Genomic DNA, 20199 nt, shown 5'->3' on the forward strand with positions numbered 1-20199 from the left:
CGCGCCATCACTTCTGGCGCCGCGCGGCAAGCGGCATCCTCTCGGTGCTGACCGGAACGATGCGGGCATCGCCGTTCTCGTCACCGCCGGGCTCGGGCAGTGTGAGCACCGCCCCCTGCTCGTCTTTCTGCATCGTGACTTCGCGCCCCTTGATGGTGCGCAGCTTCCATCCCTGGAACTCGTCGCCGAGCTTCAGCCGCAAGGCGGTCTTGTTCGATTGGTCGAGGAATATCCCGAAGCTCTCGTCGTCGCCGGCGATGGTGCCGACCAGCGACAGCGGCGGCGGCTCGGCCGCCACCTTGCGCGGCGGTGGCGGCGGTGGCTTGCTGACTTCCGGTTCCGCGACCACGGCCGGCGGCGGCCGCCGCGACGGCGAGAACACCGGACGGTCGCGCGTGTTGGACAGCGTCTTGAGCGGAATCCCCCACAGCGGATTTGCGCTGAGCGGCCGCGGCGCCGGGGCCGGCACGGGCGCCACCCGGACCGATGTCACCGGTTCGGAAGACGGCGGCGAACTCAGCACCGGTCCACCCAGACGGGTGTCGTCGAGCATGCCGGCGTCCAGGGCGTCGCCGGCCCGGTCAGGCACGGCCGCCGGCGCGGAAGAGGCCGACACCGCCAACAGCAGGATGGTCGCTGCAAAGCGTCGCATCATTTGGCTCCTCGCCATTGTCCGGATACGCCGAGCAGCACGCGCAGCTTGCCGGGATCGGCGCCCTTGGCGGCCTCGTCGGCGACGGGTTGCACGACCAATTGGTCGATGAACAGGAACGGCATGCCGGCCTCGAGATCGTAGAGCACCTGCTGCAACTGCGCCTGTTCGATCTCGGAGCTCGCGACCATGCTGATGAAGCCGGCCTTGGCCGGCGCGTTCGGAACGTCGAGCTGCGTCGACAGCACGTTCCCGCCGGCCTTGATCACCGCGCCCGACACGCGTTGCAGCAAGGTGGCGCCGGCAACCGTGACGGTCGCGCCCTCGAGATAGGCCGATCCGGTCGGCATCGCGGGCTGGCCGGGCGCGGTGTTCGCCTTGGACCGCCCCTCCAGCTGTTCCAGCAGTCCGGCCGATGCCGCAACATCGCTGCGCAGGCCGATGATGTCAGAGAGCGACGAGATGACGACAAACAGCGGCAGCACGAACAGGCCGAGATAGCTCGCGCTCGCGACCAGCGGCGAGGTGCTGACGGCGGTCAGCGATCGGGATGCTGCGCTCATGAGCCGGACCCAAAATAGGCTGAGATGTTGGCCTCGACGTGGAACCGCTCCGCCGTCTCATTGGCCGCGCGCGTCGTCGGCGCGAAGAAGGTCGCGCGGGTGAATTGCGGCGACTGCTCCAGCAAGCGGATCAGCGATGGCGCATCCTGGGTCAGTCCGACCACCTGCACCTTGTTGTTCTCGATGCGGAGCTCCGTCACATAGGTCGTATCGGGCAGCACGCGCGAGATCGCCTCCAGAACCATGACGCTCGACGGCGTGGTCTGCTTGCGCTTGGCGAGCAGCCCGAGCCCGGACGAATCGCCGTTGGTATCGAGACGCAACGCGGCGCGGCGCTGCGAGATCCGGTGCTGCAGGTCCTTCTGCTCGGATTGCAGCCAGCCGCCGAGATAGATGTTGAGCAGCAGCGAGACCGCCGCGGCCGCCGCCGTCGAGATCAGCCCGATGCGCAACAGCCGGGGAACCTGAGGTCCGGCCAGGCCGCGCAGCGATTTGTCGAGCAGCATCACCTGCTGCGTCGCGCCGTCGCTGCCGACCGCCGGCGCCGAGACCGCAACGGAAGCGGCGCCGAGCTGCCGCGCCATCCGGACCAGCGGATCGACCTTGGCCGCCGCGGTCGCACCGAACGCAACTTCGATGCGGTCATTGGCGATCGGCTGCGGCGCGCCCCAGCCGAACACCGCATCGGCGGCAGTCCATGGCGTCAGCCGGTCGACCTGGGCGCGGATCATGCCGTCGAGGAAGTCGCCGGCCTGGCTCGGGAAATCGAGCACGCGGCTGACGATGTGATCGGAGCGCAAGCGCACCTCGATGCGACTGCCGTCGAACGCGGTCTTCCACTCCGCCGGCAGCGGTGGCTGCGGCACATCATGATCGAGGCGGAACGAAACCGGCGTCGACGGCGCGCCGTCCTTCGCCGCCGCAAGGCGCGCGGTGAAGCTGCCGTCGCCATTCTCGTCAAGCGCGACGCTGCGCCGGCGCATGAACCGGCCCGCGACGCCGTCGACGGCCGTCGCAACCGCGCCAATCCATTGCTCGAACCAATGCCGTGCTTCGGCAAGTATCGCCATCAACCTCTCCCCCGCGGCAGAACCGTCACGCGCGGTTCGACGTCGTTCTGCCAGGACAACACACGATAGGGCTCGGCCTTGTCGCCGAGTGCAATCACCGCCTCGGAATCGGTGCGATGACCGTTGCGGAATCGGATCGACACGGCGATCCGGTAGCATGGGCTCTGCGCCGTCGAGGCCGCGCTCTGCGGGCTCGGCGCCTGCGATCCGGCCGGGAGGCCGCCGTTCGGCGAAGGAGCGCTCGCCCCAACAGCAGCCGAGCCGAAGCCGTCTGGTTGCTTGCCCGATGCCTTGTCCACGGCGAGCGCGAGTTCCGGCGCGGCGATGGTCGGATCGACATCCGGGCTGCCGTTGAACACCGTCACGAACGGCAGCACACGATCGACAAAGGCTTCGGGGATGCCGGCGACCAGCGCCAGCTCATTGACATGGGTGAACAGCCCCTGCCGCGGCGCATAGCCCAGCGCATTGTAGCGCGCGGCCTCGACATTCTCGCTGCCCGGCGTGGGCCGGGTCCGCCAGCCGACGATCCGGTCGGCATATTCGCTGGCCGCGTCCTTCCGGGCCCCGAGCACGACGAACAGCCCGCTCAGCATCTCCTTCGATGCGTAGTTCAGATCGAGCCGGCCGGCCTCCGACGTGAAGCTGACAGTGACGCTGGCGTCGTCGAGCCCGAAATGAAACGCGCCGTATTGCGGCCGCGTCTTGTCGTCGGTCAGCGTCAGCTGGTAGGCGGTGAGTTCGAGCCCGGCCGACACCAGCGCCTCGGTCTGCAACGAGATGTCGCTGGCCGCCAGCGCGCGCGCCGAGGCGGCCAGATAGGCCGAGACGATGATCGCCAGCGACGACAGCGCGAGCAGGATCCAGAGCACCGCGACGATGACGAAGCCGCGGTCGGCCGGCGATCGGCCGCTGTTGCCGGACGCGCCCATCACGTCTTCCCCTGGTCGGTGGCAACAGTATCGGAGCTTGGCTTGTCGCCGCAATTGCCGTCGGGCTTGGTGCAGTCGCTCGGGATTTGGACGTGGAGCGGGGCGATGGTCGACACCGACAGCACGCGCTGGCTCGCTGCGTCACGCACGGTCAGTCGGATCATCGCCGGCAGCTTCTCGGCATCCTTCCACGCGCCCTTCCAGGCCCGGTCAGGCCCGGCATAGGCAAAGGACAGCCGATACGGCGCGCGCAGCAGCACGACCGGGCTGTCGAGATGCACCTGCTCCGACAGCGACACGCCATCGGCCAGCGGCGTGAAGCGCGCCTGCGTGCGAACCGTGACGAACTCGCCGCGATCCCTGACCTCGCCGAGGCGCACCACGTCGAGGCCCGGCCCGGCATTCGGCCCCACCGACGTCCGCACGAAGGTGACCGACAATTCCGATCCGTCGAACAGCGGCTTGTGGGTATCGCGGTTGGCGGCGACGAATTCTGCCGCGGCGAGGTCGGCGCCGATCCGCTCCAGCGCGATCCCAATCAATTCGCTGCGCTGGATCCGGTCGAGCCCCTTGTTCCAGCTCGGCAGCCATTGCGCCGTGATGCTGGCGAGCGCCGACAACAGCAGCCCCATCAGCGCCAACGCGACGATGGCCTCGATCAGCGTGAAGCCGCGCTCACCCGTGCGCTGTGCTGTGCCGGCGCGGGTCATTCCGAAGACCTCGGCATCAGGCGTACGGTGCGAATGTCGGACAATGCACCGGCCGGCGATTTGACGCGAATCCGCACGAGCTCCGGAGCCCAGGGCACGTTGCCCTCGGGCACGGTCCACTCGCCGCCGAGCGGACTGACGTCGATGGTCCAGCGATAGCCCTCCGCCTGCCCGGTCGAGCTGCCCGGCTGCAATTCGGCGCGCGGCGGAATGCCGATTGTCATCAAGGTACGCACCGCCTGCATCAGCGCGACGTGCTGCTCCATGGCCTTTACGCCGCGCGTCTTGACCCCCATCACGGCGCCGATCGCAACGATCGAGACAGCCACCAGCGCCAGTGCCACCAGCACTTCGATGATGGTGAACCCCGCATCCCTGCGGTTAGTTGGCGGTGACGTCGCGAGCAACGATTTCAACCCTTCCGGTGAGCCAGTTGACGCGGACCTCATATCCCGCATCGAGCCGCGTCAGCGCGATGGAGCCGCCGCAGGAACCGCCATTGGCGAAGAAGCGGATGGTCGACAGTGCCGCGCGGCGCTGACAGCTCTGCGGCAGCACGGCGTCGAACCGCACGTCATCGGGGATCCGCACCATCATGCGCGACGCGCCGGAGTGGATCACCCGGCTCGGCGCATCGACCAGCGTCGCGACGCTGCTGCTGCGCTCGATCGCGGCATTGCGGTCGGCCTTCAGCAGCGTCGCGGCCTGCAGCGCGTAGGCCTGCAACCGCGACCGCGAGGTCTGGTGCGGAATGAACGGAAGCAGCACGGCCGAAAGCAGCGCGATGATGGCGAGCACGCACACCATCTCGAGCAGGGTGAATCCGCGCTGCGTCGCGTCATTCATGCTTGCCGTGCATCCTTATCCGTCACTGCTGGTCGTTGCTGGAGGCCGTGGTCTTCTCGAGCGAGATGTCGGCCGATGTGCCGCTGCCACCCTCCTGACCGTCGGAGCCATAGGAGACGATGTCATAGGGCCCGTGCTCGCCGGGCGAGCGATAGAGATAAGGGTGATTCCACGGATCGTTCGGGACGTTGCCGCCCTTCAGATACGGGCCGTTCCAGGCCGCGACACCGGGCGTACGCCGGACCAGCGCGGCAAGTCCCTCCGCCGTCGACGGGAAGCGTCCGGCGTCGAGATAGAACAGGTCGAGCGCGCTGGAGAAGCTCTGCAGCTGGATGCGCGCGGTCTTGACCTTGGACTCGCTGAGATAGTTGAGCACGCGCGGCCCGATCAACCCCATGATGAGGCCGATGATCGCGATCACCACCAGCATCTCGACCAGGGTGAAGCCCGCCTCGCCCGAACGACTTGCCGCTTGCGATCGGGCGCGATCGCGTGCCGCCCGCGTGGAATATGCCTCGATGATGCTGTTGCGCGATATCATGACCGATGACCTCTGCTCTAACCGACTAGCTGCGTGACCGAGAGCAGCGCTGTCATGACCGACACGATCAAGCCGCCGACCACGGTGCTGATCGTGATGATCGCCAGCGGACCGACGATGCCGACGACCCGGTCCAGGCTGCGCTGCAATTTTGCTTCGTAGAATTCCGCGACCCGCCCGGCCAGCACCGGCAGCTGGCCGGTCTCTTCGCCGAGCCGCAGCATGCGGACCGCCATCGGCGGCAGGCTGTCCGCCACCGCGAGCGCTTCCGATAATTTTCCGCCATGGCGGACGCGGTCGGCGGCGGCCGTCCAGTTCGCCTCGCTTCCGGTCACCGCCATGATGTCGACCAGGATGCGCAATGCGGCCGTGAGATTGACGCCGCTGCCGAGCAGGACGCCGAGATTGCGGCAGAACAGGCTGGCACGGTAGAACTGGAAGGCACTGCTGATGCCGGGCACCCGCGAAATGCCGTTGACCAGCGCGGCGCGCACCCGGGCCTGCCGCAGCAGCCACCACGCAAGTGCGATCGTCGCCGCACTGATCAAGCTTGCCGCCGTGGCATTGGCGCGCAGGAAGTCCGACACCGCGATGAAGCTCGCGAGCGCGGTATCCGATTTGCCGCCGAAGTCGCCCAGCACGGTCGAGAATTGCGGCAGCACGAACAGCAGGAAGAACAGCATCACGCCTGACGCCGCGACCAGCACGAAGGCCGGGTACTGCATCGCGTCGGTCAGCTTGCGCCGCATCTGCTCGGAGCGCGCGCGTTCGGTGCCCAGCATCTCCAGCACGGAATCCAGCGTGCCCGAGATTTCGCCGACCCGAACGAGAGCGATGTACATCGGCTGGAACAGGGTCGGATGATCCGCCACCGCGTCGGCAAAGCTCTCGCCGGTGAGCAGAGCGGCGCGGATTTTCGCCACCACCGGACGCATCCGCCCGACGTCGGCATCGCCGGATAACAGCTCCAGCGCATCGTCGAGACGCGCGCCGGCTTTCAGCAATAGCGCGAGATCGCGCGTGAACGTGGTGACCTCGGCGGCACTCGGGCCGCCGAACAGGCTGCGGCCGCCGGCGGCGCCGGACGCGCGCCTGTCCTCGGTGGTTTCGATCGGCAGCAGCTTCAGATATTCGATCCGCCGCGCCACTTCGGCCGCGGTCGGGGCGGAGATCGTGCCGTTCACGATCTCGCCGGCCTGGGTCAACGCGCGATAGCGATAATTCGGCACAGCGTCACCGCACCGTCGCGACGCGGAGGATCTCGGCGGGCGAGGTCAATCCGGCGCGGCATTTGGCGACCCCGTCATCGAGCATCGTGGTCATGCCCGAGCGGATCGCCATGGTATCGATCTTCAGCCCGTCAGTCCGCTCCCCGATCAGTTCGCGCAATTCATTGGACAGCTCGAGCAATTCGAATGCGCCGAGGCGGCCGCGATAACCGGTTCCACCGCACCGTTCGCAGCCGCAAGGCTCGTGAATGATCTCGCCGGCCTTGAAGCCGATCGCCGCGAGCCGGGAATCCTCGGTGAAATCGGCGGCGGCCAGCGGCCGCGCCGTCTTGCAGCGCTCGCACAATTGCCGGACCAGGCGCTGCGCGATGACGCCGCGCAGCACCGAACGCAGCAGATAGCCTTCGACCCCGAGGTCGAGCAGGCGCGGCACCGCGGCAGCCGCGGTCTCGGTGTGCAGCGTCGTCAGCACCAGATGCCCGGTCAGCGCCGCATGCACCGCGACATGCGCCGTCTCGGAATCGCGGATTTCACCGACCATGATCACGTCAGGGTCCTGGCGGACGAAGGAACGCAGCGCGGTGGCGAAGGTCAGGCCGATCGCCGGCTTGATCTGGGACTGGTTGACGCCGGGGAGCTCGTATTCCACCGGATCCTCGATCGTCAGGATCTTGCGGCTCGGCTCGTTGAGGATCGACAGGATCGTCGCCAAGGTCGTGGTCTTGCCGCTGCCGGTCGGCCCGGTGATCACGACCATGCCGTGCGGCAGCTTCAACAGCCGACGCAGCTTGGCTTCGTCGGGCTCCGAAAACCCGAGCTTCTCGACGACCAGCAGGCCGCGATCCTTGGGCAGGATACGGATGACACAGGACTCGCCATGCTGCGTCGGCATGATCGCGACACGGATATCGATGTCGGTCCGCCCGGCCCGCAGCCGTGCCGCGCCATCCTGCGGCAAACGACGCTCGGCGATATTGAGGTTGGCGATGATCTTGATGCGGGAGACCACCGCCTGCGGCAGCACACCCGACAGCGCCGCGACCGGCCGCAGCAGGCCGTCGATCCGCAACCGCACCATGAGGCCCGCGGAAAACGGCTCGATATGGATGTCGCTGGCGCGGAGCTCGACGGCCTTCTCGATCAGGTCGTTGACCGCGCGCACCACCGGTGCGCCGCTGGCGAGATCGCGCAGGCTCTCGATGTCGTCTTCGCGGGGCAGCGCCGCCGCCGGATCGGCGCCTTCGGTCTCCTCGGCGCTGGAGGCGTTGTTCAGCGCGATGGCGACGTCTTCCGACGACGCCACCTTCACCTCGATGCCGGCGCCAAGCACGATCTGTGCCGCCCGCAAGGTCGCCTGGTCGGTCGGATCGACCACCGCGAGCACGGTGACCCCGCCGGCCGTCCGGCACGGATAGACCATGGTCTCACGCAGGAAACGCGGCGAGAACGACCCGACCAGCGGCTCGGCCGAGGTCATGTCCTGAAGCGTCAGACGGCCGAGCGCGAAGAAACGCGCGGCCTCGTCTGCGAATTCGGTCGGTGAGAGACTGGTGATCTCCCACAGCTTCAGCTGCCTGACGTCGGCCCCCGGCCCGGTCCGCTCAGCCGATCCGTCGACCGGCGCCAGGTGATTGTTCTGACGCAGATAATCCACGAACCGAACGGACAGGTCGTTGGCCATTCCCTATATCCCGCCACACTATCCCGGATCAGTCCGTGCCAAGGGCCGCTGCGTGCCGCCGCATTCGGCTCCCGGCAGTTCTGCGGTTATCGATCCGAAGTGTGACAGCTGTGCGAAGTCAGATCGCTCGCCGCACTCAAGAAACCTTGACGTGGCATCGCGGACACGGTGCACGATTTTGGTGCGGGGCGTGGGGAGGGTCGCGAACGACAATCATGTAACCAATTTATTTCTGTCATGTTCGATCGCTAAGAGTCCCTGCGGGGTAGGACCGATCGTCGCAGACAATCGCAATATCAGTTAGTAAGAGCGAAGGGCCTTCATGCAACGCGTAGGCACAGTGGGCCGCTGCCCGACGATCCGTGGCGGCCTGGCAGCCATTTTTGCCTTGGCGTCAATGGGGTTGTTGGCGTCGTGCAATTCCGCGACGGTCAGCGAAAGCGTCGATGCGTCCCAGCTCGACGTCACCGACAAGGTACGCTCGCTGGATCTGCTGCCGCGCCAGCCGCAACAGGTGAACGCGCTGGCAGGGACACAGGGCAGCCAGAACGGCAGCGTCCGCGCCGCGATGTATGAGGGCAGCGAAGTCACCGCGGTGGTCGACGCGCGGCCGCAACCGGCATCGAATGGCAATGGCTTCGACCTGAATTTCGAGAGCACGCCGGTGGCGACCGTCGCCAAGGTCGTGCTCGGCGACATCCTGCATGTCGGCTACACCATCGACCCGCGGGTGCAGGGCACGGTGAGCCTGGTGTCGGTCCGCCCGGTGCCGAAATCCGACATGGTTTTCGTGCTTGAGAATGCGCTCCGCCTCAGCGGCGTGGTGTTGCTCAAGGATACGGCAGGCTATCGTCTGACGCCGCTCGGCGACGCCGTCGGCGGCGGCCGCGTCGATGCCGCGGCGGCCAATCCGGAACCCGGCTTCGGCATCTCGGTGGTTCCGCTGCAATATGTGTCGGCCCAGACCCTGCTGAAGCTGACCGACAGCTTCGCCACCAGGGCGGGCGCAATCCGCGCCGACACGACCCCGCAACCTGCTGCTGATCCAGGGCACCGGCGCCGAGCGCCGCACCGCGGTCGACACCGTCCTCAGCTTCGACGTCGACTGGATGCGCGGCCAATCGGTCGGCATCTTCCCGATCTCGAGCGGCTCGCCGGCGCCCGTCATCGCCGAGCTGGAGAAGATCGTCGATTCCGGCGAGAACGGGCTCAGCCAGAACGTCATCAAGTTCATGCCGATTGCGCGCCTCAACGCGATCCTGGTCGTGACCAAGAAGCCGGACATGCTGCATACGGCCGCGACCTGGATCAAGCGGCTCGACCGCAACGACACCGCGCGCACCACGGTCCATGTCTACCGCGTCAAATACGGCGATGCGCGCCAGATCGCGCGGGTCCTGACCGACATGTTCCTCGGCGGCTCGTCCGGCAATCTGCTCGACAGCGCCGACAGCCAGCTCGCGCCCGGCTCCGGCACCTCGTCGAGCTCGAGCGTCGCCGACCGCCTGTCGCTCAACAACAACAACGGCTCGAATTCGAGCATGGGCAGCTTCGCATCCCGCGGCACGTCAGGGACCGGCTCGACGGGCCAGGGTCTCGGCCAGGGATTTGGCGCCGGCGGCCAATCGAACAATCCCAACAATCAAGGTCAGGGCAACAACGCCGCGCTGGATAGCGGCCGCGGTGCCAGCGGCGGCAACGGTCAGCCGGTCATGCAGGACGTGCGGATCACGCCCGACGTCGTGAACAACAATCTGCTGATCTACGCCGACCAGGCCAACTATCGCATCATCGAGGCGACCTTGCTGCAGATCGACGAGCCGCAACTCCAGGTCGCGATCGACGCCACGATCGCCGAGGTCACGCTCAACAATACCCTGTCCTATGGCGTGCAGACCTACCTCACCAGCCAGAACCTCGGGCTGAAGCCGAACACCGGCTCGATCCTCGGCACTCAGGCAACCGCGGCGCCCGCGACCACGACGGATGCGACCACCGGGATCGTCAGCGCCGCGGGCTCGCTCACCAATGCCTACATCAACCAGGCCTTTCCCGGCTTCAATTTCCTGATCGGAAACGCGACGCAGCCAAGCCTGATCCTGGACGCGCTGCACGCCGTCACCAGCGTCAAGGTGCTGTCCAATCCCTCGCTGGTCGTGATCAACAACCAGGTCGCCACCTTGCAGGTCGGCGACGTCGTCCCGGTGTCGACCGGCAGCGCGACGGTGCTGACCACCAGCAACACGGTGGTCAACACCATCGACTATCGCAACACCGGCATCATCCTGAAGGTTTCGCCCCGCGTCAGCGTGAACGGCACGGTGCGGCTCGATGTCGAGCAGGAGATCAGCAACGTTCCCCAGAGCAGCGGCAGCACGGTGAACCTGACGCCGACGGTGTCGGAACGGCGGGTCAAGAGCCAGATTTCTGTGGCCAACGGCCAGACCGTGCTGCTGGCGGGCCTGATCAGCGAACAGCAAAGCGGCGCCCGCAATGCGCTTCCGGTGCTGGACCAGATTCCCGGCCTCGGAGATGCCTTCGGACATCAGAGCAACGGTACCCAGCGCACCGAGCTGATCATCTTCATCCGCCCGCAGATCATCCGCAACGGCACCGACGCCCAGGTCGTGGCCGAGGAGCTGCGATCGAAGTTGCGTGGCAGCATCGCCACGACATCGACCAATGCACCGATCACCACCAGCTATCACTGAGCCGGACGACAGGATGCTCCGCATGTGTGCGCAACGGACCAGCTACTGCGCCTCTGCCGCGATCGCGCTTTGGGCCTTGACCGCTTCAGCCGCGAGCGCCGACATCGCGGCGCGCGGGACGGCCGCCTTCCATCGCGGCGATTATGCCCAGGCGTTTCGCGAGCTCTCGCCGGCCGCCGAACGCGGCAATGCAAGAGCCCTCGGCCTGCTCGGCTTTATGTACGAGCATGGCTTCGGCGTGCCGCAGGCCTACGCCGCCGCCGCCGATTGCTACTATCGCGGCGCGATGCTGGGAGACCCGTTCGCGCAAGCGATGCTCGGCCTGCTGTACGACAAGGGCCACGGCGTCCCGAACGACTACGTGCTGGCCTACAAATGGCTCAATCTGGCGGCGGCCCGCACTGGCGGGCGGCAACGCGAGGCCTATGTTCGGTTCCGCGATGCGGTCGCAGGCAAGCTTTCGACCTATGAGATCATTGCCGCCCAGCGATTTGCACTGGAATGGACCCCCGAACTGCCCGGTCGGGACGTGCACCTGACGGTCAAGTAGCTGCGGCTATGAACTCGACCGCGCGGGGCTCGCAGACACGCGCCTGCTTTGCAGCTTCGGCCGCCGCAACCGGCGCCAGCCGATCACGATGCCGCTGATCGAGATGATCATGCCGACCGCCGACAACAGCCACACCACGACATCGCGCGCCGGCGAGATGCGCAGCAGCAACGGAAAATCCAGGCTGTGCAGCGCATTGAACAGCCAGCGATAGGAACGGCGGCTGTCGTCGCTGCGATCGAGGATTTCGGCGGTGATGGGGGAAACGTGCAGCCAGGTGCGGGCGGGATCGTCGAAGACGATGCGCAGCACGGGAAGCTCGCGCGCCTGGTGCAGCGTGTACCAATAGGCATCCGGCTCATCGAGCCGTCGCGCCGATATCATCACAGCGCCCGGCATGGCGTGGCGCGCTGCGGCGATGATCTCGTCCTGCGCGAGCGTCGCGGGCGCACCGGTCACGGGATCGGCGAGGCTCCGGCCGCCGTTGCCGTCACTGAGCAGCATCAGCCGGCGTCCGCCGATCCAGACGAAGCGCGCCTCCACCGCCGGTATTGACGGCGTCGACTGAAAGTCGGCCACGATGTCCGGCGCGTCGTGGCCGCTATAGTTCCTCGCGATCTCGCGGGTGATGCCGCGAGCGGAGAACGCGCCGCCGGGATTGAGCGACAGCCAGCCGCTGAACATCCAGGTCAGGACGAAGATGCCCCCGATCAGGCCGGCGACGTGATGCCAGGTCATCCAGCCGCGATAGGGCGAGACGGCGTCGTCGGCGTAGCGGCGCGTCAGCCGCAGGCGGAGGATGCCGATCCAGAAGCCGGTGACCGCGACCACAAGGCAGACGCCCGAGATCCACAGCACGACATCCCGCCACAGCGCCCCGTCCTTGCGCAGCACGGTCGGATAGATCCAATGCGGGATCGAGCCGAGCCAGTTCCAGACACGCTCCCGCCGCGTGGTGTCGAGCGCGATCTCGCCGCTGCGTGAGGAGACGTAGAGCTCGGTGCCATCGGGATCGCCAAGGCCGATCAGATAGAGCGGCCGCAGCGGATCGAAGCGTGCGGTGACCGACCATTGGTCGCGTGTCACCGTATCGAGCAATTGCGGCCGCACCGCATGCGGATGATGGCGAGCGACCGCGAGTGCCTGATCCGGCGAGACATGGTCGATGACAGCACCGTCGATCGCCGAGATCGTAACGGAGCCTCCCTTCCAGCCGGTCACGCGATAGACCGGAACATCGTCCATCATCGAGAGCCGGAGATCGCGGGGATAGCGCTCCATCCCCGCGATCGCCATCGCGCGATCGGGTGCGACTCGCACCTTGCCCCACGAAATGACCGGGAGCGCAGACAGCCGCTCGCTGTCGGTGAGGCGCGGAAACGCCACATACATCATGACGAGGCCGGAGATGAACCACATCGCGAACAGCAGACACGTCGCAATGCCGATCCAGCGATGGACGACATAGAGCCATCGCCGCGCTCGCCGGATCAGAGCGTTGCGCATGATCAGAACTTCACGTTGACGGACAGTTCGGCGGTGCGCGGCGTGCCCAGCAGCCATTGCCCGGTGCCGTTCGAGGTCGCCGCGTAGACCTTGTCGAACAGATTGTAGACGCGGAACGCGACCGTGGTGCGGTCATCAGGCTTCCATCTGATGCCGCCATTGACCACGTTGTAGCCCGGCCGCAATTGGCTGTTGGCGAGATCGGAGTACATCGCACCGACGATCTGCACGCCGCCATAGGCCGACCAGTTGGGCGCGAAATCCCATGTTAGCCAGACGTTCGACACCTGCTGCGGCACGTTGACCGGAACATTGCCGTTGTAGCTGACGATCTTGCCGCCGACCACCTGGCTGTTGTTGTCGTATCGGGCGCGCAGCAGCGCAAGGTTGGCGTCGACACGCCAGCCGTCGTTCAGCGCGAGTCCGATCGAGCCTTCGACGCCGCGGGATGATTGCTGGCCGATCTGCAATGCCAGGCCGGCGGTCGGATTGCTGGGATCAGGAATCGTCAGGCCGGTCTTGACGATCTCGTAAGCGGCCAGCGTCCACTCGCCGCGGCCGCCCCAGAACGACTGCTTGACGCCGATCTCGGCCTGCTTGCCGGTCGCGAGCTGGAACGTTTTCTGCGAGGTCGACAGCGAGATCAGGTTGCTGACCGGATCGACGCCGACCGCATACTGGCCATAGAATGCGAGGTTCTTGATCGGCTCGTACACCAGCCCGGTGCGCCAGCTGGTTCCCGACAGCGTGGTTTCAAAACTGTTCGCCGGCGTCTTGTAGTCGGTCCGATCGACCTCGGGCCGGTCGTACCGGACGCCTGTCACGAGCGACAATTGGTCGGTCAGCGACAGGCGATCCTCGGCGAACAGCGCATATTGATTGACGACCGCATTGAAGCCCGGCGTCGTCGCCGTCGTGGTCGCGAAGAACGACCCGGGATCGAACACGTAGGGATTGACCGACGACGCGCCGCCGTAGGGCGAGTTGTTGATGTGGGTGAAGTCGATCCGGTTGACGTCGAACCCGGCAACGACCTGGTTCGCGAGACCGAACACGCGACCGCTGAAGGTCGCATCCATCCGGTTACCGAACTGCTTCTGGTCATGGAAGATCTCGATATAGCTCGAACGATCGATCAGCCGGGTGTTCGGATTCCAGCTGTAGTTCTCGATGTCGCGCCAGTGCCGCTCGCTGGCCAGATAATACAGCGTGTTGTTGAGCTTGATGCCGTCGGCGACATCCCATTCGGTCCTGAACTGGGTCCAGCTGTCCTGGTAGCGGATCGCGCTGTCTGATGCGTTGTAATTCTTGAAGCGCAGCGCGTCCTGGATCGAACCGTTGATCAGCGGCGTGCCGAAATAGCGCGACGGGCTGCGGTCGCCGTAGTCCTCGGACAGCGTGAAGGCGAGATTGTCCGACGCCTGCACTCGGACGGCGGCGGAGACCACCGCATTCGAGGTCTTGTCGCGATCGACCCAGCCAGCCGACATGTTGCCGGTGGCGTTGATCCGGTACGACACATTGGGATTGATCGGACCGGTGCTGTCGACCGAGAGCCGCCGCGTCATGTTGCTGTCGAGCGAGACCTCGGCCTCGTTATACGATGTGTTGAGCGGCTTCTTCGGGATCACGTTGATGACGCCGCCGATCGCGCCTTCGCCGTACAGCACCGAGGCCGGACCGCGCAGCACCTCGATGCGCTGCGTCGACCAGGTATCGTAGGGGAACGTCAAGGTGCCGGAGCCGACATAGAAGCGCGTGCCGTCATACAAGGTCATCACCGAGTTGCTGCCGGCAAAGCCGCGGGTGCTGAACGACAGGCCGCCATTGCCGGGCGCCGGCGTTGCGATGAACCCGGCCGCGTTCTGGGTGACGGCATCGAGCACATTGTGCTGGCCGCGTTCGGCAATGGTCTGCGCCGTGACGATCTCGACGCTGGCCGGTGTCTGCAATGGCGTCAGGTTGAGGCGGCTGCCGGTGCTGCCTGGCGTGGTGGCGTTGAGCGTCGGTGGTGCCGTCCCCGATGTGCCCGACGCTGCAGCACGCGGTGGGCCGCCCGCTGCCGCTGATGCTGCGGGTCTCGCGCGCGGCCGCGACGACGCCGCCGGGTTCTGGCCTCGCGCCGCAGGCTTCGGCTTCGCTGAGGCCGAGGGCGAGACCTCGATCGGATCGAGGCTGGTGGTTGGAGCTGTCTGTGCCGAGCCTTCGGCCGGCAGCAGCAACGATGACAGGGAGCAGACGAGACCGAGGCGCCATTTGCGCGCAACGGGAGAGGACGGAGACATGAAAACGGCTCGCGGTAACGTGGCACGTCACCGCGAACACGGACTGGGGCCTTGCCGAAAAGGCAGTGCTCCGATCCCACCAGGACGCCCCCGCCCGATGTGCTCGCGTGTGACCACGACTGACGGCAGGTCTCCTGGCTCACGGGTCATCGCCTGTCGACGCCTTCCCGGGCGGATAGCCCAGTGGCAAATTTGACGAAAGGCTCGCCGTTTACAGTTGCGGGGACAGCTGCGGCATTGGGGTTACCCTCGCACCGCATTCCCTTTTGATCCCCGAAGGGAACCGTCGGCGAAAACGATAGGTGCAGTCGGCATGGCTGTCAATTCGATGCGATTGTCGCACGCATGCTTTCATGTCACGCGACGCATCCCTGCATCACCTCATCGATCTCCGCACGCGAGAGCGCGCCCATCTCGGCGATGAACACGATCCGCGTGCGTGGCACGCCGGGCGCCGGCACGCCGCCGGCAGCCAAGGTCGCGCGACCGCCGGCGAGCTGAAACACCGTCAGCCGTCCGGGCTGCTCGACCGTCTCGAACAAGCCCTTCGCGCGCGCCAGCTTCGGCGCCAGTTTGCCGATCGCCTGCTGCAGGCGCGGCAGCGATACCTGCCGCTCCGACGTCCAGCTCAGCGTCTCGAACCGGTCGGACACCGGCCGTCGCGGCGCGGTCTCGCGCGGCGCGGGCAGATGATCGAGATCCGCCGGAAACAGCAGCTCCGTCGGCACCTCGCCATGCACGGCATCGACGATCACCGCCGCCGGACGCACCACGCGCACGGCATCGCGAATCGCGGCGCACGCGGCTGCATCGGCCAGATCGACCTTGCTCAGCGCCACCATATCGGCGGCCCGCAGCTGCGCGCGCAGCAGCGCATCGTCCAGCGCGGCCACCGGCTGCGTGGCGTCGACCACGCACAGCACGGTCTCCAGCGGCGCCTCCTTCCAGATCACGGGATCCATCAGATTGCGCACGATGTCCGCGGGATCGGCGATTCCGCTGGTCTCGATCACGATGAACTCGGGACACGGATCACGCCGCAGCAAACTGGCGAGCGTGCGCAGCAGGTCGCCCTCCAGCGTGCAGCAGATGCAGCCATTGCTCAGGCTGACCACGCCGTCGCTGGCGCCCGCGATCAACTCGGCATCGATATTGATCGCGCCGAAATCATTCACCACGGCGGCGATGCGCCGTCCTTGCGCATGCGCCAGCAGATGGTTGACGACCGTGGTCTTGCCCGCCCCGAGAAAGCCCGCGACCAGCAGGATCGGGACCGCCACCTCAGCCTCCGGTGACGGGCCGGCGCACCGGCCGGCCGGGACGCGCCGCGACGTCGAGCACGCCATCATTGATCAGCGGCTGGCCGCTGACCACGAGATGGCGCACGCCTTCCGCCGGGCGATTCATCGCGGAGAAGGTCGCGCGGTCGCTCAGCGTCTCGTAGTCGAACACCACGACGTCGGCGTCGGCGCCGGCCTGCAGCCTGCCCTTGGCGCGCATCGCCGGCGTGCTCGCCGACAGGATCTCGGCCGGGATCAGCGCGCATTTGCGGATGCCCTCGAGCAGCGAGAGCTTCTTGCGCTCGCGCACCCATTCGCGGATGAAGCGGGTGAAGCAACCCGCCGAGCGCGGATGCGAGGTGGCATCGTCCGGCAGCGGCCAGGCGTCGCCGCCATAGGGACGGCCATCCGACAGCGTCCAGGGCATCGCGTCGGAGGCGATCGCGCCGCCCGGATACAGCACCGCCATGTCGAGCAAATCGCGATGATGCGAATTGTTCTCGATATCGAGCACATGCCACAGCACCAGCGCCGAGGGATCTGCGGCCTGCGCCGCCAGCAACTCCTCGCGGCTGCCGAAGCGGTGACCGTCAGTCACGCGCTGCACTGAGTCGTAGCCGAGACCGTTGCGCTCCTCGAATTTCGGATCGCTGAAGAAGGTCGCGGCCAGCACGGTCGAGCCGGTGCCATAGGGATAGGCTTCCACCGTGATCGGCAGGCCCTGCGCCTGCGCTTTCGCGATCAGCGCAACGCAGCGCTCAATGTCGGTCTTGCTCGACGAGTTGAAGTGGCAGATGTGCATATGCGCGCCGGTGGCGCCGGCATAGCCGATCAGGCGGATATAGGCCTCGGCCGCGCTCTCGGGGTCGATGCGAGACATGTAGGCGACGTGGGTGAAGGTCGGCACCGCATGATTGGCCGCGAGCTGGCACACCGCGGTCAATTCCTGCACGCCGGCGCCCGGCGCATAGGCGTTGAGGATGCCGATGCCGATGCCGCCCTCGTTCAATCCATTGGCGAGACGCTCGAGGATGCCGCCGACCTCGCCCTCGGTCGCGACGTTCTCGATCCAGCGCCGATCACGCATCGCGGCGCCGAACGATTCCAGCGAGCTTTCCGAATTCGAGCCGGTCATCGCGCCGATCCGCGCGAACGCCCAATTGGCGGCGGCGCCGTAGTTCAGCACCCGGCCCTTCTCGGCCTGGCGCTTGTACCAGGACGCCACCGGCAGCACGCCGGCCTCGAGGTCGAGCGTCGTCGTCACCCCGTCGAACGCCTGCATGCGATCGGCCGGAATGGTCTGGCCATGCGCGTGCAGGTCGATGAAGCCCGGCGCCACCACGAGTCCGGTCGCGTCGATCTGCCGCTCCGCGCCGCCGAGCCCGGTGCCCACCGCGGCGATCTTGCCGTCGACGACGGCGACATCGCCGATCGCGTCCATCCCGCTGGCCGGATCCACCACCCGGCCGCCGCTGATCACCAAACCACCCATCTCGCCACTCCCCGCATTCCGAAGCCGATCGGTCGCTTTCCGAGCACAGAGAAGCGCATCGCGCTGATCACAGCAACCGGGTCAGGGTTGTGGCGACATGCTCTGGCGGAATGTCCGCCGCGCCGCGCATATGGATCGCATCGGCGGCGCGCATAGGCGCCCCAATTCGCTCAGATCCCCTCGAATTGCAGCCGCGCCAGCCGCGCATAGAGGCCGCCCGCGGCGACCAACTCGGCGTGGGTGCCCTGCTCGACGATCTTGCCGTGGTCCATCACCAGGATGCGGTCGCAGGACAGCACGGTCGCGAGGCGATGCGCGATCACCAGCGTGGTGCGGTGGCGCATCAATTCCTCGAGCGCGGTCTGCACCAGCGTCTCGCTCTCGGCGTCGAGCGCCGAGGTCGCCTCATCAAGCAGCAGCAGCGGTGCGTCCCGCAGGATCGCGCGCGCGATCGCGATGCGCTGGCGCTGGCCGCCGGAGAGCGTCACGCCGCGCTCGCCGAGCTGGGCGTCGAAACCTTCAGGCAGCCGGCGCAGGAATTCGGTGGCGTGCGCAAGATCGGCGGCGCGCTCGACCTCGGCATCGGTGGCGTCGGGCCGGCCGAACCGGATGTTCTCGCGGGCGCTGGCCGCGAACACCACGGAATCCTGCGGCACCAGCGCGATCCGCGCCCGCACCTCGGCCGGATCGGCCTGCCGGATCGGCACGCCGTACGCCGTCGAGCGAGATGGTGCCGGATTTCGGATCGTAAAAGCGCAGCAGCAGATGGAACAGCGTGCTCTTGCCGGCGCCGGACGGGCCGACGATCGCGACCTTCTCGCCGGAGCGAACCGAAAGCGAGACGCCGTCGACCGCCAGCGCATTGGGCCGGGTCGGATAGGCGAAGCTGACATTGTCGAAGCCGACATCGCCGCGTGCCGGCTGCGGCAGCGCGCGCGGCGACGCGGGGCCTGCGATCTGCGGCTTGACGCGCAGGATCTCGAACAGCCGCTCGGCGGCGCCCGATGCAGCCGAGACCTCGCCCCAGACCTCGCTGAGCTGACCGAGGCCGCTCGCCGCGAACGCGGTATAGAGAATGAACTGGCCGAGCCGGCCCGGACTGATCGTGCCGACCAGCACGTCATGCGAGCCGACCCAGAGGATTACGACGACGCTGGCGAACACGATGAAGATCACGATCAGCGTCAGCACCGCGCGCGCCTTGGTCGAGCTGCGCGCGGCCTGATAGGCCTGCTCGACCTCGCCGGCAAAGCGTGTCCTGGCGAGCCGCTCGCCGGTATAGGCCTGCACGGTGCGGATCGCGTTGACGAGCTCGCTCGCATAGGCGCTGGCATTGGCCAGCGTGTCCTGGGCGGTGCGCGACAGCCGCCGCACCCAGCGGCCGAACGCGACCAGCGGGATCACGATGACCGGGATCGCGAGCAGCACGAAGCCGGACAGCCGTGGGCTCGTGATCACCATCATCGCGGCGGCGCCGAAGAACAGCATCAGATTGCGCAGCGCGATCGAGACCGAGGCGCCGACCGCGGACTTGATCTGAGTGGTGTCGGCGGTGAGCCGCGACACCAGTTCGCCGGATCGTGCGGAATCGAAGAACGCGGGCGACAGCGAGATCAGATGCGCGAACACGTCGCGCCTGATATCGGCGACGATGCGTTCGCCGATCGTCATCACCAGATAGTAACGCGAGGCGCTGGCACCGGCGAGCACCGCGACCACCGCGATCATCACGCTGAAATAGCTGTTGATCATCGCGATGCCTTCGGGCGTGAAGCCCATGTCGATCATCCGCCGCACCGCGACCGGCACGATCAGCGTGGTGATCGCCGCAATGGTCAGCGAGATCAGCGCCAGGATCGCCCGCCCCTTGTAGCGCGCCACATAGGGCGCGAGCGCCAGCAGCGGCCGCAGGCGGGCGCGGCTCTTCGCCGGCTCCGTGATCTGGCTCTCGATGAAGGCCTCCTCATCGAGCAATGCGTCGCGCGGCGGCTGCGGGGCGCCGTGCGGGGTCTCAAGCTGTTCGGCTATGCTCATCAATCTAGACCGGTTCTATTGCCCCCCACATAGGCCCGCCGACCCCCGGCTGGCAAATCCGGTAAAGTCCCAATCCGGTGATGGGCTTAAAGCCCTTTCCTGGCTTGTTTTGGGGGG

At 66.9% G+C, this 20199-nt stretch carries 15 protein-coding genes, 2 pseudogenes and 1 riboswitch; of the genes and pseudogenes, 2 read left to right on the top strand and 15 right to left on the bottom strand.

Annotated features, from left to right (window positions below; all coding sequences use genetic code 11):
- Positions 1 to 7: 7 nt before the first annotated feature.
- The 10 genes from ACVW17_RS03450 to ACVW17_RS03495 are packed head-to-tail and all read right to left on the bottom strand — an operon-like array spanning position 8 to position 8224.
- Complete coding sequence (locus ACVW17_RS03450) at positions 8 to 652, bottom strand: hypothetical protein (RefSeq protein WP_456750470.1); 645 nt, start codon at positions 650 to 652, stop codon at positions 8 to 10.
- Positions 652 to 1215, bottom strand: coding sequence for a type II secretion system protein GspM (gene gspM / locus ACVW17_RS03455; protein ID WP_456750471.1), 564 nt, complete (start codon positions 1213 to 1215; stop codon positions 652 to 654). The genes ACVW17_RS03450 and gspM overlap by 1 nt, the downstream gene beginning before the upstream one ends.
- A complete protein-coding gene (locus tag ACVW17_RS03460; protein WP_456750472.1) occupies positions 1212 to 2285 on the bottom strand; it encodes a PilN domain-containing protein in 1074 nt (357 codons plus the stop codon). The genes gspM and ACVW17_RS03460 overlap by 4 nt, the downstream gene beginning before the upstream one ends.
- Entirely contained in the window at positions 2285 to 3217 is a 933-nt protein-coding gene (locus ACVW17_RS03465; protein ID WP_456750473.1) for a general secretion pathway protein GspK, read from the bottom strand. The genes ACVW17_RS03460 and ACVW17_RS03465 overlap by 1 nt, the downstream gene beginning before the upstream one ends.
- Entirely contained in the window at positions 3217 to 3927 is a 711-nt protein-coding gene (locus tag ACVW17_RS03470; protein WP_456796781.1) for a PulJ/GspJ family protein, read from the bottom strand. The genes ACVW17_RS03465 and ACVW17_RS03470 overlap by 1 nt, the downstream gene beginning before the upstream one ends.
- On the bottom strand, positions 3924 to 4334 hold the full coding sequence (locus tag ACVW17_RS03475; RefSeq protein WP_456796782.1) for a prepilin-type N-terminal cleavage/methylation domain-containing protein: 411 nt from the start codon (positions 4332 to 4334) through the stop codon (positions 3924 to 3926). Before ACVW17_RS03475 ends, ACVW17_RS03470 begins: the two co-directional genes overlap by 4 nt.
- Entirely contained in the window at positions 4309 to 4773 is a 465-nt protein-coding gene (locus ACVW17_RS03480) for a pilus assembly FimT family protein (protein ID WP_456750476.1), read from the bottom strand. The genes ACVW17_RS03475 and ACVW17_RS03480 overlap by 26 nt, the downstream gene beginning before the upstream one ends.
- 22 nt (positions 4774 to 4795) lie before the next feature.
- Positions 4796 to 5314, bottom strand: coding sequence for a type II secretion system major pseudopilin GspG (gene gspG / locus ACVW17_RS03485; protein WP_456750477.1), 519 nt, complete (start codon positions 5312 to 5314; stop codon positions 4796 to 4798).
- Between the two features lie 17 nt (positions 5315 to 5331).
- Entirely contained in the window at positions 5332 to 6543 is a 1212-nt protein-coding gene (locus ACVW17_RS03490; protein ID WP_456750478.1) for a type II secretion system F family protein, read from the bottom strand.
- Between the two features lie 4 nt (positions 6544 to 6547).
- Complete coding sequence (locus ACVW17_RS03495) at positions 6548 to 8224, bottom strand: GspE/PulE family protein (RefSeq protein WP_456750479.1); 1677 nt, start codon at positions 8222 to 8224, stop codon at positions 6548 to 6550.
- 322 nt (positions 8225 to 8546) lie between these two features.
- On the opposite strand from ACVW17_RS03495, the pseudogene gspD reads away from it, so the two are divergent.
- Both gspD and ACVW17_RS03505 read left to right on the top strand, forming a co-directional pair.
- Positions 8547 to 10935: pseudogene (gene gspD, locus ACVW17_RS03500) on the top strand (type II secretion system secretin GspD).
- A gap of 22 nt (positions 10936 to 10957) precedes the next feature.
- On the top strand, positions 10958 to 11485 hold the full coding sequence (locus tag ACVW17_RS03505; RefSeq protein WP_456750481.1) for a tetratricopeptide repeat protein: 528 nt from the start codon (positions 10958 to 10960) through the stop codon (positions 11483 to 11485).
- Positions 11486 to 11491: 6 nt separating this feature from the next.
- On the opposite strand, the gene ACVW17_RS03510 is transcribed toward ACVW17_RS03505, so the two are convergent.
- The 5 genes and pseudogenes from ACVW17_RS03510 to ACVW17_RS03530 form a co-directional block, all read right to left on the bottom strand.
- Positions 11492 to 12991, bottom strand: coding sequence for a PepSY domain-containing protein (locus ACVW17_RS03510; RefSeq protein ID WP_456750482.1), 1500 nt, complete (start codon positions 12989 to 12991; stop codon positions 11492 to 11494).
- A 2-nt stretch (positions 12992 to 12993) separates the two neighbouring features.
- Positions 12994 to 15276, bottom strand: a complete 2283-nt coding sequence (locus tag ACVW17_RS03515) for a TonB-dependent receptor (protein WP_456750483.1) — start codon at positions 15274 to 15276, stop codon at positions 12994 to 12996.
- Between the two features lie 107 nt (positions 15277 to 15383).
- Positions 15384 to 15579: riboswitch (cobalamin riboswitch) on the bottom strand.
- A gap of 53 nt (positions 15580 to 15632) precedes the next feature.
- Positions 15633 to 16556: a CobW family GTP-binding protein gene (locus ACVW17_RS03520; RefSeq protein WP_456750484.1), complete on the bottom strand. Its 924-nt coding sequence runs from the start codon at positions 16554 to 16556 to the stop codon at positions 15633 to 15635.
- A gap of 1 nt (position 16557) precedes the next feature.
- Positions 16558 to 18048, bottom strand: coding sequence for an amidohydrolase family protein (locus tag ACVW17_RS03525; RefSeq protein WP_456750485.1), 1491 nt, complete (start codon positions 18046 to 18048; stop codon positions 16558 to 16560).
- Between the two features lie 170 nt (positions 18049 to 18218).
- A pseudogene (locus tag ACVW17_RS03530) lies at positions 18219 to 20082 on the bottom strand (ABC transporter ATP-binding protein/permease).
- Positions 20083 to 20199: the final 117 nt, after the last annotated feature.

The sequence above is a fragment of the Bradyrhizobium sp. USDA 4473 genome (assembly GCF_054063335.1).

Excerpts from the sequence above, each read along its gene's own strand:
- ACVW17_RS03505 (WP_456750481.1), top strand. The coding sequence starts at position 10,958 with ATGTGTGCGCAACGGACCAGCTACTGCGCCTCTGCCGCGATCGCGCTT.
- ACVW17_RS03515 (WP_456750483.1), bottom strand. The coding sequence starts at position 15,276 with ATGTCTCCGTCCTCTCCCGTTGCGCGCAAATGGCGCCTCGGTCTCGTC.
- ACVW17_RS03510 (WP_456750482.1), bottom strand. The coding sequence starts at position 12,991 with ATGCGCAACGCTCTGATCCGGCGAGCGCGGCGATGGCTCTATGTCGTC.
- gspG (WP_456750477.1), bottom strand. The coding sequence starts at position 5,314 with ATGATATCGCGCAACAGCATCATCGAGGCATATTCCACGCGGGCGGCA.
- ACVW17_RS03495 (WP_456750479.1), bottom strand. The coding sequence starts at position 8,224 with ATGGCCAACGACCTGTCCGTTCGGTTCGTGGATTATCTGCGTCAGAAC.
- ACVW17_RS03450 (WP_456750470.1), bottom strand. The coding sequence starts at position 652 with ATGCGACGCTTTGCAGCGACCATCCTGCTGTTGGCGGTGTCGGCCTCT.
- gspM (WP_456750471.1), bottom strand. The coding sequence starts at position 1,215 with ATGAGCGCAGCATCCCGATCGCTGACCGCCGTCAGCACCTCGCCGCTG.
- ACVW17_RS03525 (WP_456750485.1), bottom strand. The coding sequence starts at position 18,048 with ATGGGTGGTTTGGTGATCAGCGGCGGCCGGGTGGTGGATCCGGCCAGC.
- ACVW17_RS03460 (WP_456750472.1), bottom strand. The coding sequence starts at position 2,285 with ATGGCGATACTTGCCGAAGCACGGCATTGGTTCGAGCAATGGATTGGC.
- ACVW17_RS03470 (WP_456796781.1), bottom strand. The coding sequence starts at position 3,927 with ATGACCCGCGCCGGCACAGCACAGCGCACGGGTGAGCGCGGCTTCACG.
- ACVW17_RS03480 (WP_456750476.1), bottom strand. The coding sequence starts at position 4,773 with ATGAATGACGCGACGCAGCGCGGATTCACCCTGCTCGAGATGGTGTGC.
- ACVW17_RS03465 (WP_456750473.1), bottom strand. The coding sequence starts at position 3,217 with ATGGGCGCGTCCGGCAACAGCGGCCGATCGCCGGCCGACCGCGGCTTC.